The sequence below is a fragment of the Mycoplasma sp. Z386 genome (genome assembly GCF_054343375.1).
Genome location: NZ_JBTGVC010000011.1, coordinates 17770 through 35351, shown reverse-complemented (window position 1 = coordinate 35351; position 17582 = coordinate 17770). Strand labels below are relative to the sequence as shown.

The 17582-nt window shown below is 23.9% G+C and carries 12 protein-coding genes; 3 read left to right on the top strand and 9 right to left on the bottom strand.

From position 1 onward, the window contains the following. Positions 1–14 precede the first annotated feature (14 nt). Positions 15–164, top strand: a complete 150-nt coding sequence (locus ACXX85_RS02270) for a restriction endonuclease subunit S (protein WP_458560517.1) — start codon at positions 15–17, stop codon at positions 162–164. A 115-nt stretch (positions 165–279) separates the two neighbouring features. Beyond that, a complete protein-coding gene (locus ACXX85_RS02265; protein WP_458557354.1) occupies positions 280–1203 on the top strand; it encodes a site-specific integrase in 924 nt (307 codons plus the stop codon). A 44-nt stretch (positions 1204–1247) separates the two neighbouring features. Here the strand turns inward: ACXX85_RS02265 and ACXX85_RS02260 are convergent, their stop codons facing one another. The 5 genes from ACXX85_RS02260 to ACXX85_RS02240 all read right to left on the bottom strand — a co-directional run bounded on the left by ACXX85_RS02260 (position 1248) and on the right by ACXX85_RS02240 (position 10345). Continuing rightward, a complete protein-coding gene (locus ACXX85_RS02260; RefSeq protein WP_458560516.1) occupies positions 1248–4466 on the bottom strand; it encodes a DEAD/DEAH box helicase family protein in 3219 nt (1072 codons plus the stop codon). Then, entirely contained in the window at positions 4466–5656 is a 1191-nt protein-coding gene (locus ACXX85_RS02255; RefSeq protein WP_458560515.1) for a restriction endonuclease subunit S, read from the bottom strand. The genes ACXX85_RS02260 and ACXX85_RS02255 overlap by 1 nt, the downstream gene beginning before the upstream one ends. A 1-nt stretch (position 5657) precedes the next feature. Next, positions 5658–8300 carry a type I restriction-modification system subunit M gene (locus tag ACXX85_RS02250; RefSeq protein ID WP_458560514.1) on the bottom strand — a complete coding sequence of 881 codons (2643 nt, stop codon included), beginning with the start codon at positions 8298–8300 and terminating at the stop codon, positions 5658–5660. 227 nt (positions 8301–8527) lie between these two features. Next, positions 8528–10057, bottom strand: a complete 1530-nt coding sequence (locus ACXX85_RS02245; RefSeq protein WP_458557710.1) for a phospholipase D-like domain-containing protein — start codon at positions 10055–10057, stop codon at positions 8528–8530. A gap of 27 nt (positions 10058–10084) precedes the next feature. Continuing rightward, positions 10085–10345, bottom strand: a complete 261-nt coding sequence (locus ACXX85_RS02240; RefSeq protein ID WP_458557709.1) for a hypothetical protein — start codon at positions 10343–10345, stop codon at positions 10085–10087. Between the two features lie 121 nt (positions 10346–10466). Between ACXX85_RS02240 and ACXX85_RS02235 the strand changes: the two genes are divergently transcribed. Beyond that, positions 10467–11234: a leucine-rich repeat domain-containing protein gene (locus ACXX85_RS02235; RefSeq protein ID WP_458557708.1), complete on the top strand. Its 768-nt coding sequence runs from the start codon at positions 10467–10469 to the stop codon at positions 11232–11234. Between the two features lie 30 nt (positions 11235–11264). Here the strand turns inward: ACXX85_RS02235 and ACXX85_RS02230 are convergent, their stop codons facing one another. The 4 genes from ACXX85_RS02230 to ACXX85_RS02215 all read right to left on the bottom strand — a co-directional run bounded on the left by ACXX85_RS02230 (position 11265) and on the right by ACXX85_RS02215 (position 17562). After that, complete coding sequence (locus ACXX85_RS02230) at positions 11265–12836, bottom strand: hypothetical protein (protein ID WP_458560513.1); 1572 nt, start codon at positions 12834–12836, stop codon at positions 11265–11267. Positions 12837–12973: 137 nt separating this feature from the next. Beyond that, positions 12974–14857 (bottom strand): DUF2779 domain-containing protein, encoded by a 1884-nt coding sequence (locus ACXX85_RS02225; RefSeq protein ID WP_458557670.1) that lies wholly within the window; start codon positions 14855–14857, stop codon positions 12974–12976. Next, positions 14824–15648 (bottom strand): MAGa7180 family putative nuclease, encoded by an 825-nt coding sequence (locus ACXX85_RS02220; protein ID WP_436358400.1) that lies wholly within the window; start codon positions 15646–15648, stop codon positions 14824–14826. The genes ACXX85_RS02225 and ACXX85_RS02220 overlap by 34 nt, the downstream gene beginning before the upstream one ends. 6 nt (positions 15649–15654) lie before the next feature. Further along, entirely contained in the window at positions 15655–17562 is a 1908-nt protein-coding gene (locus ACXX85_RS02215; RefSeq protein ID WP_436358401.1) for a P68 family surface lipoprotein, read from the bottom strand. Between the last annotated feature and the right edge of the window lie 20 nt (positions 17563–17582).

The following is a 17582-nucleotide window of genomic DNA, read 5'->3' as shown; positions in this document are numbered from 1 at the left end:
AAAGAGCAATATCGATGTCAGCAAAAGGAACGGTAGATTCCTTGAGAATGACAACGATCACTGAAATGAAAATAAAGTTCCCAAATTTAAGAGAACAAACAAAAATAGCTAATTTATTAGAAACCGTTGATTCAATCCTTTCACTTCACAAGCATAAGTTTTAGAAATGAAAAAAAATTTATTTTAAGTAATTTTTTATTTTTCTAAAAAGCAAAAGTAAAATAATTTTATAAAGTAAAATATGAATTTTCTTTCGAGCGTGGGTGAAAAAGGAGAAAAATGAAGAAAAAATCAGATATTTTACTTTATAAATACTTTCAAAATTGAATCTATGTATATAAAAAGGATTCAATTAGAAAGGTAAGTTTTAAAAAATATGAATTAACATTAGATTGAATCATAAAGTTAGTTCCAAATTTAAAGTTAAATGAATTAGATAGATATGAATATCAAAAATTATTAAATGAATATGCCTTAACTCATGAAAAACAAACAACAATGGATTTCCATCATCATCTTAAAAGTTGCTTACTTGATGCATTGGATGATGGTTATTTAGAAACAGATCCAACTAGAAAAGTAGTTATTAAAGGAAAAGCACCTAGAGAAAAAAGACAAAAATATTTAAATCAATTTCAATTGCAATTGCTTTTAAAAACACTTAAATTAGACTCTAAATTAAACATGGATTGATTAATATTATTAATTGCTAAAACCGGTTTAAGATTTTCTGAAGCTATTGCGGTTACGCCTAAAGATTTTGATTTTGTTAAACAAACATTAAATGTTTCTAAAACTTGAAATTACAAAGAACACGGTGGCTTTTTACCAACCAAAAATAAGTCTTCAATTAGAAAAGTACAACTTGATTGAATGACTACTTCACAATTTGCTGGAATTATTAAAGATTTAGATCCAGATAAACCAATTTTTATATTTAAAGAAAAAATTTATAACTCAACAATAAATGATATTTTAATAAGAAGGTGCAAAAAAGCTAATGTGCCTCCAATTACTGTTCATGCCTTAAGACATACCCATGCATCAATTTTATTGTATGCTGGAGTATCTATCGCTTCCGTAGCAAGAAGATTAGGGCATGCAAGTATGAATACAACTGAAAGAATATATTTACACATAATTAATGAATTAGAAAATAAAGATATTGACTTAGTAATGAGATCAATATCTAGCTTAATTTAAACATAAGTTCACCCACGCAAAAAACACCCATTTTTTTGGGTGTTTTAGTTTATTTTTTTGTTTTTGAGATCTTCTTTAAATTGTTTGTAGATTATATACAATTTACAGTCTTTATTTTTAGAAAGAATGTATTCTTTTAAAGGTTGTTCATCTTTTATGGTTTTTAGATACTTTTCTATAGTATCGATTCTTCCATTTTCTTTTCAACGACTTTCTTCTAAATCTCAAAGTTCATCAAAGACTTTGCTAATGTTTTCATCTTGATCAATAAGATAGGTTGCTTTAAATTTAGATTTATCATCATTAAGTTCTTTATTTTTTAAGAAATTTAAATATTGTTTTAAACCACCAAATTGTGAGTAAATTTCTTCAATTATAGTTTTACCATCACTAATATCTGCATCAATTTGCAGAAGAAGTTTTCTTGTATCTGCATCAACTTGTGCCAGTTTTTGATGAAATTCTTTTTCACTTCACTCGTTTATAGGTGCTTTTAATTCTGCAACTTTCCCTTTATATGTAAAGTGAACTTCAAAAAAATGAATGTCAATCATCTGAGTGTTTAAAGTTCTTTCTGACATTCAATCTAAATCAAAATCACTTATTGTTTCATCTATTTCATCTTTTTCTTTATTGTCTCTAAGAGCATTTAAATCGATTTCCTTAAATCTTAATTTAAGTTTATTAATATCTTCTTCATTAAAGACATTTGAAAGTTCTTTATAAGGTTCTTTTCTTAAAAGTGATAAAGAAGTAAGTGTTTTTTCTAGTTTAGTAAAATTACCAACAAATCTTTTTTGTTGTTCCTTAAGAATGTGGTTTTCAGATTTAGGATCATATTTTGGCACTTCTTCAAAGTTTGGATAATTTCAATTATTAAAAATAGCTTCAATTTCTTGATAATATTTTTTAGCATTTTTTATTAGATTTTCACTTGAATCTGCTTCAATATCAACATTATGAACTCCTGAATAAATCTCAAGCGCTCTTTGAAGATTAGATTTCATGGTTCCAGGTTCTCTGTAAAAATAGATAGAACCAAATGGTTTATCATTTGCATTTTCTAGTCTATTTGTTCTAGACATTGATTGAATTAAATGTTCATTTTCCTGTATTTTATCGAAAAAAACGGTGTTAATATACTTGGAATCATATCCTGTTAGCATTTGATTTACAACAATCAATAAATCAAGAATTACTGTTGGATATTTATTTCCTTCTATAATTTGTCTTTCTTTAAAAATTTTAGAAATTACACTTTTAAAGTTTTCATCAAGATTAGCAGTGGTTACTTTTGGATTATCTTTAAAATCTTGTTCAAAAGTATCATAAATATTTTTAATTTCTTCTAGTTTAGAAAAGTTTTTTGCTTCTTCTTCTGAAACAGCATCGATATTTTTGTCAAATAAAGCTGTTACATTAAAGTTTGCTAATTCCGGAACTGATTTTTTAGCTTCTTGGAATAATTTAAAATATTTGATAGCGTCATCGATTTTTTTAGTAGCTAAAATCGCACTATATCTTCTGTTATTACTTGTACTAATTCAGTGTTCTAAAATATCTTTAACTACTACTTTTTTAAAATTATCATTATCGTAGTAATCGTTGTTTTTTAATCATCTTTCAATTTTAATAATAGCTTCTGGATTATCTAAACTATTTTTCTGATTTAATAAATTATAAATTTCTAAATCACTTGAATTGAATCTTCCTTGATTTGCCCAAGCAGAAAGTTTATATCTTATTTTTGTACTATCAACTTCAATTTCTTCACCATAATGATTACATTGAATTTTATAAAAGTATTCTAAAAGCATATTTTCAAAATTTATATAATTATTACTAAATCTTAAAACATTTCCATCTTCTAAACCATTAATAATGGTGTATTTATGAAGTAATGGTCCAAATACTTGTTCGGTAGTTAATTCATTTTTTTGATTAACTCAATGAATTGGAGTTCCTGTAAATCCAATAAAAATAGCATTTTCAAATTGACTTTGAATCTTATTCATCATTTGACCATAACTACTTCTATGCGCTTCATCAAAAATTAAAGCAATTTTTTCTTCTGGCTTGAAGTAATTTTTTCTTAATTGAGATAGTTTTTGAATAGAAGTAATAAAAATTGTTTTAAATAAACCGCTGTTTCTTGCTGTTTCTTTTAATTTTTCTTCTAGATCTTTAATTCCATAAGTATTTATAATTTTGATTTTATCTTTATTTGTTTTTGAAAATTCACTAAACTCTGTAAAACTCTGTTCATTTAAATCGATTCTATCAACTACAAAAACAACAGTAGAAACCATTTCTCTTTTTAAAAGTAGACTTGCTGTTTGAAAACTTGTTAAAGTTTTACCAGAACCTGTTGTATGTCAAATAAATCCGCATTTATTTTCGTTTTTGTATTTAATTTCATTGATCTTATCAAGAATTGCTTTAATAGCATAAAATTGATAACTTCTAGTGATTAATAATTTATTGTCTTTAATTATTGTTCCGTTAGAAATTAAGTTATGTGCTTCTGGGATTTTGAAAAATAAGTTAATTATTTTATCAATATCATTAACTATTTGATTATCTTTATTTTTTCAATATCTAAAGTCTTTAATGTTGAAATTGCTAAAATCATCAACAATTGAAGTATATTCCATATTATTTGGAGTTAGTGCTACAAGCACTTGTACAAATTTAAGTAATCCTGTGGAAAATACCCCATTTTTCCCATATTGAATTAATTGCTTTTTAGCATCTTCAATACCAATATTTGCTGTTTTTAACTCTAAACAAAATAGTGGTAAACCATTTATTAATAGTAAAACATCAATTCTTCTTTCTTTTTGAGCAGAAACAGAAACTTGTCTTGCTGTTTGATAAATAGTATTTCCTGCTTTTATTTCTGTATTACTAAATATTTTTAAATAAATCAAACCTTTTTTATCTTCTGCACTTAAATTTGGATTTGTTCTTTGAAAAGGGATTGACTCACCTTGAAGTAAACTATGAATTTCAACAACTTTATTTGCTGAATTAAAGATTTTTGCTTTAATTTCTTCAAATTCTTCATCATCTAAAGGCACATTATTAAGAGTTGCTTTATTAAGTTCAAAAAGAATATTTCTTCAGTTTTGTTCTAATTCTTTTTCACTAATTCCATCAAGTGTATCGCTTATTTGGGAATTTTCAATACTTTGATTTTTTCAACCATAGTTTTTTAACTTAATTAATAAAGATTTTTCAAATTCTAATTCTTTGTGTTCCATTAAATAAACATCCTTTCTAATAGTTTTGCTTTTATATTTTCTAATGCTGTTAACTTACGCTTGTGAAGTGAAAGGACTAAATCAATCGAACTAAATAAATTGGCTATTTTTGTTTGTTCAGATAAAGTTTTTGGCAACTTTACTTTATGTTTGGAAACTATATTAATATAATGTCTCGCGTGTCCTTGACTTTCGAGTTTTTGTGAATTTAAAAGTAAAAAATAGAAAAATAAATCATCGCTTTTATTTATTGCAGAAAGTATCTTAATAGCAGAAGATTTGACTAAAAAAGGAAAATTTACATATTTATTATCTAGTGTAAAATCATCAAAAACAATACATTTAGAATTATAAAAATTTGTTTCATCAGTATAACCTATAATGAAAGATTTATTTGCTGTTAATATGGGGAATTTCCCTTTTTTAGGTAATTCAGAAAATTTAGTTATATACTTGTCAGGTCTTTCAAATTTTAATAAATTTTGAATAATGTCCTGTTCTCAAGCGTGAGTAAATTCTTTGAATCTTATACTTGGAATGTTTGAATTTTGAGATGGAAACATCTTGTCAAGTAATGTGTTTTTAATGTTTTTTAGGAAATTATACTTACGCTTGTGAAGTGAAAGGATTTCTTCCAAATTATCAAATAAACTAGAAATTTTCTCTTGTTCTTTTAAACTGTTTGGAATTAAATATTTAATATTTTTAATATCTGATCAATTTATATAAATTTGTGTATTACCTTGAGAACTTTTGAAAATTTTATTTCTATTTTTTTTATTATTTAAAAGAAAATAAGAAAAATTACTTTCAATAATTTTATTTTTTGGAGATAACTTTTGAGTTCTTTGATTATATATAAAAGTATTATTTTCCTGTATTCTTAAACAAGAACCGATTATTTTTCCTTCTTGTGTTTTATCATTTAAAATCATAGCTAAATCACCTTGTTTTAAAAGAAATTTATTAGTTTTTTCTGTCAATTCTATTCTAATATTTTGATCTCTGTATTTAAAGTCTTCAGAAAAACTACCTATATTAATAACTTTATAATTAGAATGATTGTTAAAGTAATTTTCTAATGATGTTCCACCATAAGAATCAAACAAATTCCCCAAAACGTCCTGTTCTCAAGCGTGAGTAAATTCTTTAAATCTTAAAGAAGGAACTAACTTGTCTTTTGAAATCATTTTATTTATTTCCTAAAATTTTTATTAACTCTTCAATTGCTTCCATATCTGAAGGTTCACCTTTTAATTCAGAAAGCAGATTAATTAGATTGGATTCTTGTTCTTTAATTTGATTATTGATGTCACTTAAAGTATCAAAGTATTTATCATATAAATATTCTAATTTGGAAATTAAATAGTTAATAATAGCATCTTGTTTTTCAAAAATAATAGATTCAAAATTACTAATTCATTCTTTGTGTAATAAATTAAAGAATTCTTCTTCAGTGATGTTTGATAAGTATATTTCAATATTTTGGTTTAATTCTGTTTTTAAATTTTTTAAGTCTTTGTTTAAGTCAGATTTTTGGTTATTTAAATTATCAAATTCTAATAATTTGCATTCTAAAGATTCTTCTTCTCATTGTTCATTAGAATCAATTTTTTTAATGTATTTTTTAACTTCTGCGGCTTTTATTACTCCATCTTTAAATAATTCTTCATCTTTGTCTTCGTCATTAATGCTTTCAACAATGGAATTCATTTGGGAATCTAAATCTGTAATTTGCTCTTGTTTTTCATTAATTGAATTAATTAAAGAGGTAAGTTTAAATTTACCAATGGTATCAATATCAAATAATTCACTTTCGATTTTATTAACTTTACCATCTTTGGTTTTGCTAATTGTTGTTGTTTGTTCAAGGATTGTGCTAAATTCTTCTCCTTCAAATTTTTGAATAACAGAAATTGTTGGTTGAATATGTTTATGAGCATAATCAAGCATTATTTGGAATAATTCATATTTATCTAATAACGGTACGTCTTCTAAATCTTCAAAGATATATTTATCAATAATATTATCTAAATACTTATCATCAAGTTTAAAAATATTGTCTAATGAAGAAGTTAAATTAGAAATTCCTTTACTAAAATCACTAATGATTTGTAAATAGTGATTTGAATATGCTTTAACATCACTATTTTCTTTTACTTTATCTTGAATTAAGCTCTTATCAATGAGTTTAAAGTAAGAATCGTTAACTTTGGTTGTGATTGTGTCAAAAAGGGAGTTAAAATTATTTCAATATGCTTTTAATTCATCAAGCTCCACTTTAGGTACTCCGCCATACATTGATGCATATAAATCGTGTGTTTCTTCTTTTTCAAAGTTATCAATGTATCTAGAAATGTTTAAATTGAAGTCATTTTCTTCAATTTCTTTTAAAGTAACATTTCTAGAAAACTTAGCAATTTCTGCTTTTGATTTATAAACATCAATAATTCTTTTAATATGCGATTTTTCTAGTTTGTTATTTTTTCCATCTTTGACAAAGAGTTTAGAAGCATCGATAAATTGGATGTTACTATCTGCTTTATTTTTCTTAAGAATCATTACGATAGTAGAAATACTTGTTCCAAAGAAAATATTTGCAGGTAAACCAATAATTGTTTCAATTTTTTGATTTTTAATAAGTTTTGTACGAATTTCTTTTTCACTGGAACCTCTAAAAAGAACACCGTGTGGTAGAACAATCGCCATCATTCCGTTTGTATCTAAGTGATATAGTTCATGTAAAAGGAATGCATAATCTGCTTTTGATTTTGGAGCAACTCCATAATCTGCATAACGCGGATCTGTTTGTCTTCCTTCTGGATTTCATTTTAAAGAATAAGGCGGATTAGAAACGACTGCATCTACAGAAATAATATCACCGTTATTTTCACTAACCGGTCAATCTTCATTAAGAGTATCACCACATCTAACATTAATATCGGCTGAATTAATGTTTTTCATAATTAAATTCATTCTAGTTAAGTTAAAAGTAGTTCTAACTTTTTCTTGAGCATAATAAGTTACAGAATCTTTGTTTTTGTCATATTTCTTAAAGGTTGATCCAATATTTAAAAGTAAAGAACCTGAACCTGAAGTAGGGTCATATACCTTTATTTTATCTCTATCTCTAAAGTTTCAAGCAATGATTTCAGACATTAGAACAGAAACTTCATGTGGTGTATAAAATTCACCACCTTTTTTACCCGCTGTAGAAGCAAATTGTCCAATTAAAAATTCATAAACATATCCTAAAACATCATAGTTCTGATTAGTTACAGGAATATCTTTAATTTGTTCCATTATTTTTTTAGCTGTTTCTGTTTGTTCTTGAACATTGGAACCAAGTTTATTCAACTGTTCAACAGAAATCATAATAATATCTTCAAATAAGTTTTTGTATTTTTGATCATCTATAATATTTTTGTTAAATCTTTGAATTGCTTCTGAAAGTTTGGAAATGCTAAAATCTGATTGTTTTCCATATTTGTTTGTTGTTCATACTTGATATAAATCGTTGTAAAAAATGAAATATCCTAAATCTTCTTTTATTAAATTGATTTTTTCTTTAATTTCTGTGATTTTATCTTCATTATCTGTATAAATTTCAGTATAGTTAGAAACCATTTCTTGAATTTCTTCGATTGAAAATTCAAACTTTTCTTGCATTAAATCAATTTGTTTTTGAGATAAGAAACTATAGAATATAAAAGATAATATAAAGTCTTTATATTCATATGCTTCTAAATTACCTCTTAAACCATTTGCAGATTGTCAAATTCTATTTGCTAACTCTTGTTTTGTTATTGTTTTTTCAAATTCTTTTTTTGCCATTTTTTCCTTTCTTGTTTTATTTAATAGCCTAATTTATTTAATATTATAATTATATTAAAAAATAATGTTTATTTATGTATAAAGCAGATGTTTTTCTGTATCTAAACTCCTGATTTTGCCAAAAATACAGGGAAATTGCTTGTTTTTAGCTTTTTATTATAAAAAAACAAAAACTTGCTTTTTTACAAGTTTTTGCTTGATTTTATTTAAACTATAAAACAAAATGTTTATAAAAGACTTTTGAATAATTCGATAATCATTTTTTTAACTTTAGAAGTAGGTTTTGTATTTGTGAAAGTTTTAGGTATAACAATATTTTTTTCTTTTAAATTTTTAATATTTTCATTAAATTTTTTAATAAATTGACCTTGAATTAAAACATTAATTTCATATTGAGAATAAAAGCTTCTAATATCTAAATTCATTGTTCCAGTATATGCTATATTTTCATCAATAATCATTGATTTAGTGTGAGAAAAAATATTTTTAAATTCAAATATTTGAGCACCATATTCTTCAAGTTGTTTTGCAAAATCTTTTGTGAATCATTCAACGTATTTTTTGTCATATTTTCCAGGTAAATAAATTTCAACTTTTCTACCTAGAATAATCATTTCTTTTAAAGCAAGAAAAATTCTTCTTGTAGGAATGAAGTAAGGAGTAAAAATTTCAATTTTTTCTTTTGAAGAATATATCATTTGAATTATAAAGGTTTCTAAAAAAGAAACGTCATATCTTGGACCACCTTCAAAAATTAATCCATAATTTTCTTTAAAATCATTATTCATATTGAAATTTATATTTAAATAAGAATTGATATCAGTAATCTCATAATCAGTTCATAAATTTCAATCTTTGATAAATGAATTGGTTAAATCAACAACAATTTGTCCTTTTATTCTTAAGTTTGCATCGAACCAAATTCCGTATTTTGTTGAAAAATTAGAATATTCATCACTTAAATTATTTCCACCAATGTAACCTATTTTACCATCTATAATAAAAAGTTTTTTATGAATTCTATAAAAACTTTTAGAATGAATAAAAGGAAATCAAATTTTGTTATAAACATAAAATTGAATACCTAATTTCTTTAATTCTTTAAAGTCTTTTTTTGGAAGAGATGCAGATCCAAATCAATCTAAAATAATTTTAATTTCAACATTTTCTTTTGCTTTTTGAATTAAAATATTTTTCATTTGTAACCACATAAAATCATTTTTAATAATATAAAGTTCTATGAAAATAAATTTTTTGGCATTTTTTAAATCTAAAAATAACTTTTCAAAAAAATCATAACCATTTAAGTATAATGAACTATTAAAATTTTTAGGATTTGTTGTAAATATTTTATGAGCTTTATCAAATAAATCTAAATTAACATTTTGTTTACAATTAAAACCACAGAAATCATTATCATAAGGAGTTAAATTTCTATTAAGTAAATAGTCTTTTTCTTTTATTCTATAATTATATTTTCTTCCAAAAATTAAAAAGAGTATTGGACCAAAAAAGGGGAAAATAAGGATAATTAATATTCAAGAAATTTTTGCATCTATATGTCTTTCTTGTAAAAATAAATAAATAGCAAATAAACAATTTATGAAGTAAAATATTATTCCACCGATTATAAATTCTAATTTTGCATCTTTAAAGATTTTAGTTATGGCAACATACGTAAAAAAAATAAGAAAAAATAAAAAGGAGAATAAAAATAAAAAGTTTATTACTTTATTAATAGAAATCTTTTTTTTCATATTGATAATTATATAAAAAAAATAATTTTAGTAAATAAAATAGATAGGATTTATGGTTTTTGTATTACCACTATCTTTTGTTGTTGGAGAATCTCATTTTTGAGATAAACCTTCTTTGGTTTTTATTTCTCCTGATGAACTTGTTGCCATTTTTGCAGAAGCAACAAGTGAAGCAATAGAACTAACCATTAAAGGGATATAAGGTAGAACTGCTGCAAATGCAAAAGATCCACCAATGTTTTCTATTTCTTCATTAGTCAACTTAACCAAAGTCACTTTTTGTTTCATTTGTCCCTCCTTTCACTTAATATTTATTTTTTATTCAATTTTTACTAAAAAAAGGAAAAAAATAAGATTTTATTTCTATTTTTCCAATTAGAATATAAAATTGTAAAGACAAAGGAGAAAAATGAAAATATTAACCAAAAAAGAATCTTTAGCAATCTTGAAGCAAAAAGAGTATTTTCAAAATGCTATTTTAGATTTAAGTAGTTTTAAAGATTTAGAAATAATTGATGAGTTAGCCTTTGCAACCAAAGGGATTGAAAAGGTTATCTTTCCAGAAAATTTAAAAATCATTAAACTTTCTGCATTTATGAATTGCACTATTAAAGAAATTGTTTGAAATAATAAAATCGAAATAATTGAAGACTCTGCATTTGAAACTAATTTTTTAGAAAAAACTGAATTGCCAAATTCCTTAAAAGAAATTAAATCATTTGCTTTTGCTGATAACCAATTAGAAAAAATTAGCATTACTGCTAAAGTAGAAATCATTGAAGAAAGTGCTTTTGAAAACAATGATCTTTTACATTTAGAATTCAATAATGAAAATCTTTCGATGGTTTTCAATCCTTTTTGAAATAACACAAACATTGAAACTTTAACATTTAATTTAAAGCAAACTTTTATTCAAGATAGTGAAAATAAAGGATATAAAAAAATATCTATTAAATACATTGAATATTCAAATTCAAAAGATTTTCATAATATTTCTTTTATAGATTTTAATTTATTAAATAATTTAATGAAATATGAAGATTTTGCTAATATAAAGGAAATTACCTTTATAAACAATGAAGCAAGTGATTCTGAATCAATTGAAATTTATTTTAGTTTTGATAAAAATAATAAAATTTTATTTTTTGCAGATCAACAAATTAATTTTCATAAATAAAATTCAAGTTCAAAAACTTGAATTATTTTTTTACTTTGTTGTTGCTTCGTTGCTTTGACCATATTGTCATTTATCTAAAGTTTGTCTATGATTATCAATTCTTAGTTCAACAAGTCTATAAGTTGAAGTTCTATCTAGGTTTCTTAAAAGAAATGCTGCACCATCAGAAGCAGAACTAATGTTAAAAGTTCTTGTTTCTGTTTTGACAACTTTTCCATTAGAAATCTTTTCTAACTTAGCAACGCCTTTATATTCACCATTGGTTTTAGGTTGTATATCTTTAGTTTCTCAAAAGAAACTTAATAATAAACTATTATTGGAATCACTTGGTTTTAAAGCAAGATTTATTACCCTTAGTGGTTGTTTTTTGATGTAATATCAATCTCTAATATGGGCTAATGTTGTTTCATTATAAGTAAATGTTCTAAGAGTTTGATTTCCAAATTTCATTTTGTTTACTAAATAATCCTCTTCGCCACTACCTTGACCATCTACGGTTATAGTGTATTTATGAGTATTTTCGTTTAATGTTTCTAAAACAAAATCCGCTTGTATATTTCCATTTGAAGTTTCAAAAGTAACTTTATTTGCTTTGTTTCCTAAAGTTAAATTATTGAAAATTTCAAATGAAAATTTATATTTATTTGTTTGTGGTTCATATTCTTTTTGTCAATTTTTAGCAATTGACTCTAAACTTTGGAATGTTATAGATTTATTTAAAGAATCTGGAAGATTAATTATTAAATCATTATTTTGTGTTCCTAATTTTAAATTTGTTAAAGTGATTGTTCTTGGAATTTCATAATCAATAACAAATTCAATTTTTTGTGTACCTTGATCTTCAAATTTGGATCAAGTATTAAAATCTATCTTTTTAATTTTGGTTGTTACTTGCTCATCATTAGTTAATAAAAACAAATCTCTATTTTCCTTAGTTTTCAAGTTTGCAACATTAACATCTAAAGATAAAACAAACATACTATTAGTTTTTTGAACTAAATTTGCTTTTTCTATATTAATAACAGTAATATCTTCAATTTTGTAAATTTTCTTTGGTAAAGATTTTAATTCTTGTTCATACTTAACTTTTGCATCGTTATAATCAAAATCTTCTTCTTTTTGTTCTAAATCTTTAATTTCTTGATCTATCTTTGTTTTTAAATCAATTATAGATTGATATTTATAATCTGATTTTCCTTTAGTTATATTTGATCAATCATTATTAAATTGATTAATAAAAGTTTTGAATTCTGAAAGTGATAATTTAGAATTTTTCACATTTGAATTATCAGTATCATCAGAATTACTAATCTCTTTATCAGTCTGTTGATTGCCTTTTGTATTAATATTACTATGACCATTTCTACTGGTCATATTAGCTTGTTCATTTTCAGAAATTACTGTATTTCCTTTATTTTTGGTATTAGTGTTATTGTTTACAGAACCATTTTCATTAGTTTCCAAAGCACTATTGTTCATATTATCTTTTTTATGTAATGTAGGTATTAAAATAGATGGTATTAAGATTGCACTTGTAGTCAATAATGCTGCTACTGAAATTAGAGAAATTTTCTTTTTACTAATCTTGATTTTCTTTTTCATAAAATCTCCTTTAGTTATTTTTTTATCTTTTTCATTTTACTATTATTTTGGCAAGTATACAAATAAATTTTTAGTATATCCAAAAAATTAAATTTACTAAAATTGAAGAAAAAAACTCAAATAAGCATTTTTTTAAACTATTTTTTGCTTTTTTGAGTTTTTTCTTTGATTAAAAAATTTATAAAATCTTTTACCATTATCATTGCCATTACGTCGTTTTCGCAATATTTTTTTAAATTTTTTTTAATTTCTTGTCATTCTTTATCTCCGATGAAACCGATGTAACGAGCTATTGCTTTGTTCATAGCGCTTAATCCGTTTTGAATTTCTAATTCTACATAAGGAGTTATTAAATGATCTAATTTAATATTGTGTTTTGTTATATATTTTTCTATCTTTTTAATACTATAAAAACCTTTTAACTCTGGAATAAAAATAAAAGGTAGATTTTTTCTTGTTTCTGAATAACCACTAAAAAAGTCTGCTAAATCAATAGTGTTTTTAACAATATGAGAAAAATAATTACTTAATTTTTGATGCATTTGTAAATCTTCTTTTTCTATAAGTTTTAGCATTTCTTTAATTCTGGTTAATTCATAACCTTTATTAAAAACAACAAAATAATCAGCTTTATTAGAATATATTTTAGTAATAATTTCTTCAAAAGTTTTAATTGTTAATTTTTGTGGATCATAAACAACATTTTCATTTTCAAAATTGTTAGAAATGATTTTATTACCTAATGTTTCTTTAATAGAAAGTTGAAAAACTAATTGCTGATATGGTAAAACTCCATTCATAGGTGGATAAGGTAAAGAAAATCCTTCAAAGTCATATCATACAATTCTTTTGTTTTTATCATTTAAAATATCAATTATATTTTCTAATTCTGCTGATTTAAAAATTTTAATATCTTGTGAATTTATTTGAGAATAAAGGAAATTATCGCTTAATTGGGTTTTTATACTTGCTATATTTTTATTTTCAATTAAAGAAATGATTTTTTCTTTTTTTAAAATATTACCACTATAACCAAATATAGTTGGTTCTTTTAAAGACAAAATATCATTAAAATCTGAATTTGTTCCAAAAAGTGAATTATCTTCAGTTGTTAAATTATCAAAATCATTAATAGACTTAGCTTCATTTATATTTTCGATAATTTCTTCAATAGTTTCAAAATCATAATATTCATCCTTTTTTGAATTTATAGGTAATGTTCTTGAAGAAATCATTGCATAAATATTATTTTCAGGAACAAACTCTCCTTTTATCATAGAATCGTATTCTTGAGGAGTTAATCCTTGTTGATATATAATTGTTTTATAAAAAAACAAATCATTATTTAATTCTTTTTCCATTGATTTAGATAAACTTTTTTTAGTTTTGTTTATGTTTAAATAAAATACTTCAGAAAAATCTTTTGAATCTTTTTTACTTTCTTCACTTAAATTTAGCAAAAATAAAGAAATATTCTCAAGTTTAATAATTTTGTTTGTTATTCAAAAGTCTCAAAAAGGACGAAGAATATCTTTTCTTTTGGTAGATGTAGAAAGTTTTAAAATAGAAATTTTTTTATTTTCTAAATCAATTAATGTTGGTTTTGCAATTGCATTTTTATATTTAAAAACTGGATATAAAATCACTTTATATTTGTTATTTCTTAATATGTTTTCAGTTTCAATTATTGCTTCTTCGTTATTTTTGGATTTAACAACATAAACATTGTTTATCCGGTATTTTTGCTGTATAAAATTTTCAAATTCTCTTTCTAATGAAGTAAAAACAGATGCTCTTGTAGAAACAAAATTTAAATTTTCTTCATTAAGTAATTCACTAAAATTAACAGCATCTCAAAATTTTTCTGATTGTTCTTCTTCATCGATATCAAAATCATTTTTTTGAGTATCAATTTTATTTCAAATAAAATATTTTTGACAAGTTTTGTATTTATAAAAATGATTAAAAGTTATAAAGTCTTTTTCCACTATTTTACTTTGATTTTCCCTTGTAAAGTTCACTTATCTATTAATTTTATCCATTCTTCTTCATTTCTACATTCAAGATATTCTAATAACTCTCCATCAGTTCTTTCATTGTATTGTGGTGAATATCCTTTTGTTGTGTAAAAATTATATCATTCCTTTATTTTAACAATGTCATCTTCGATTTGTGGTACATTTGTTTTATATTTATAAGTTCTTATTTTTCTTTTTTCAATTGGATAATTTTCTGGATCTAAATAATCTTCTTGTTCTAAAAATGTTGCTACTATTGCAAAAGTATCACAACCCATTAAATAAGAATAAAGTTGTGCTTGTTTTAAATAAGCAGAAGGTAAATCACCTTTTTCTCATTTATCGAAATTTTTGCTTTGAGTTGTTTTAATTTCTAAAATCATATTTAAATCTTTGATGTATCCATCAGGAATTCCACCGATAATATCGTCTTTACCTTTAAAATAGTCATATGAATATTTTTCAGGTGGAAAAACTTCCACTTCTTTTTGTGTCATTTTTCTTATGACATCAATAACTTTAGGTTCGATTGCTACTCCGGCATCTATGTATTTAGTATCTAAAATAGGCATATCTAATTTAGACATTCTTATAAAAGCTAGAAATTGAGATTTAAATTGATCAAGTTCTAATACATCGCCAATTGACGAACCACCTATTTTTTTAAATCCGTTTCAAGTTCCTTTGTTTTTTAAAAGTTGTTCGTGAAAACTTTTTTCTAAAATTACTTTTTTATTGATTTTATCTATAAAATAATGTACTTCATTGTAATATTTTCTGTCTTTTGAATTCATTCTTTCCTATTCTTTTGATCTTATTATTTCTAAAATTTTATTTAATGCTGCTTCTCCAGAAATTTTAGTTGAATTTTCTTTTAAAGTAGAATTTAAAAGCATTGTTTGAATTTCTTTAATAATTTTTGAAGATTTTTGATCTATTGGTAAAAAGACATTGTCTTCTTGTTCTTTATCTACGAAGTTTTTTAAACTTTCGTATGAAATTTTAGCTGCTTTTACGTAATTTATTTCTGTTTCTATTTTTGCGTTTTCTTTACGTAAATTTTCAATTTCTTTTTCTTCTTCTGGTGTTTTAGTTGTTTTTTTGCTTAGAGTATCTATTTTTGTTCCGTTTTCATTACTTTGTGTTGATAAAGATTCAATTTGATGGTCATATCAATTTGCAGATTCTGTATTTAATTTTTCTTTTAATGGAATAATATAAGATGATTTTTGTGAAATTAAATCACTTACTTTAATCTTTTTACCACGATAATCAACTTCTCCGGAATATAATCATTTTAAAAATAATTTTGTTGCTTTATCTTCTTTTCCACCATTATCAACAGAAATAGGAATTAAACTTGAACCTCCTTCAAAGTAAGATGAGTAATTATCACTTGGTAAATTTTTTGTAACTTGTGGTCTTAATCAAACATCTAAATCACTTGTAAATTTATCTGATATCTCTTTATTATTTTTTGCAAAAAATGCTCTACTTGTAGGACTATCTATAGATTGTTCATAACCAACAGCTGCTGCAAAAGCAAAAACTGTTTTGTATTCTCTTATGTCTCAAGAAGCTCATTCGTTTTTATTGTTTTCATATTTTACATCATAAAATACAGGTTTTTTTGTTGTAGTGTTTGCTTTATTTATTTCTAATTTGCTGTTTTTTTGCACAAATTCATCAAATGTTTCTTTAAAAATTCTTTGAATTTCTGTGTCGTTAGCAATTGCATAATCTATTTCTGATAAATCATAAGGATTTTTAGATTCTTTTAAAGTCCAAAGTTTTTTACCTTTGAGTTTATTATTTAATACTTTAAAAAATGTGTCTTCTTGATAGTCAATAGAAAATATTGCTAAATCTCTTATATCTTTACCAAATTTAGTAGCTTTATCTTGGTCGATTTCAAAGGAATTATGCACTAATCTAGCAAATTCAAAAATTTTAGTAATATTGTTAAATGTTTCATCATTAACTACAATATTGTTAATATTATTATTTGCTTTTACTTTTATGAAATTTATTATTGAATCTTCTGGAATGTTTCTTCCATTTCCTTTATTTTGTTGAATGTATTTATAAACTTCACTATTTTTATCTATTTGTGCATTGTTTTGTTCTAACAATTCAAAAATTTTACCAAGTAAGTCTATGTTAATAGAAAAAGCATCTATATCACTTAAATCAAAAGGTAAATTAAAGATTTTAGTATCATCCTTGATGTTTTCTCCAACTAATTTTGTATGTGTTTTTAAAATTTTACTAATAAAAGATGAATTAGGTAAAATATCTTTTGTTTCTAATAATTTACCATATTGATTAACTAAAAATGCTCCACTTTGGTTTCCTAATATTAAGTTAGCTAATTTTTCACTATCTTCTTTAATATATTTTGCTTCATTAGCAGCTAATTCAAGTTCGCTATTTGCTCCGCTTTTATCCGATAACTGTAGTTCTATAGGAAGAAAATCAGGATTATCTTTCATAACTTCATTGTATAAAGGAACTAGTTCTTGCATTGCAATCATTAAAGGATAAACTTTGCTTTGAGCTGTTGCAAAAACTATTTTATTATCTTGTGCCTTTTTAGTTTCGTATTTTTTTTCAATTGTTGTTTGATTTTGATTATTACAACTTGCAAGTGAAATCACACTTGCTAGTGTTGTAATTGAAAAAAAACTTTTTAATATTTTCTTATTCATTGTTCTCCTAAAAAATAATT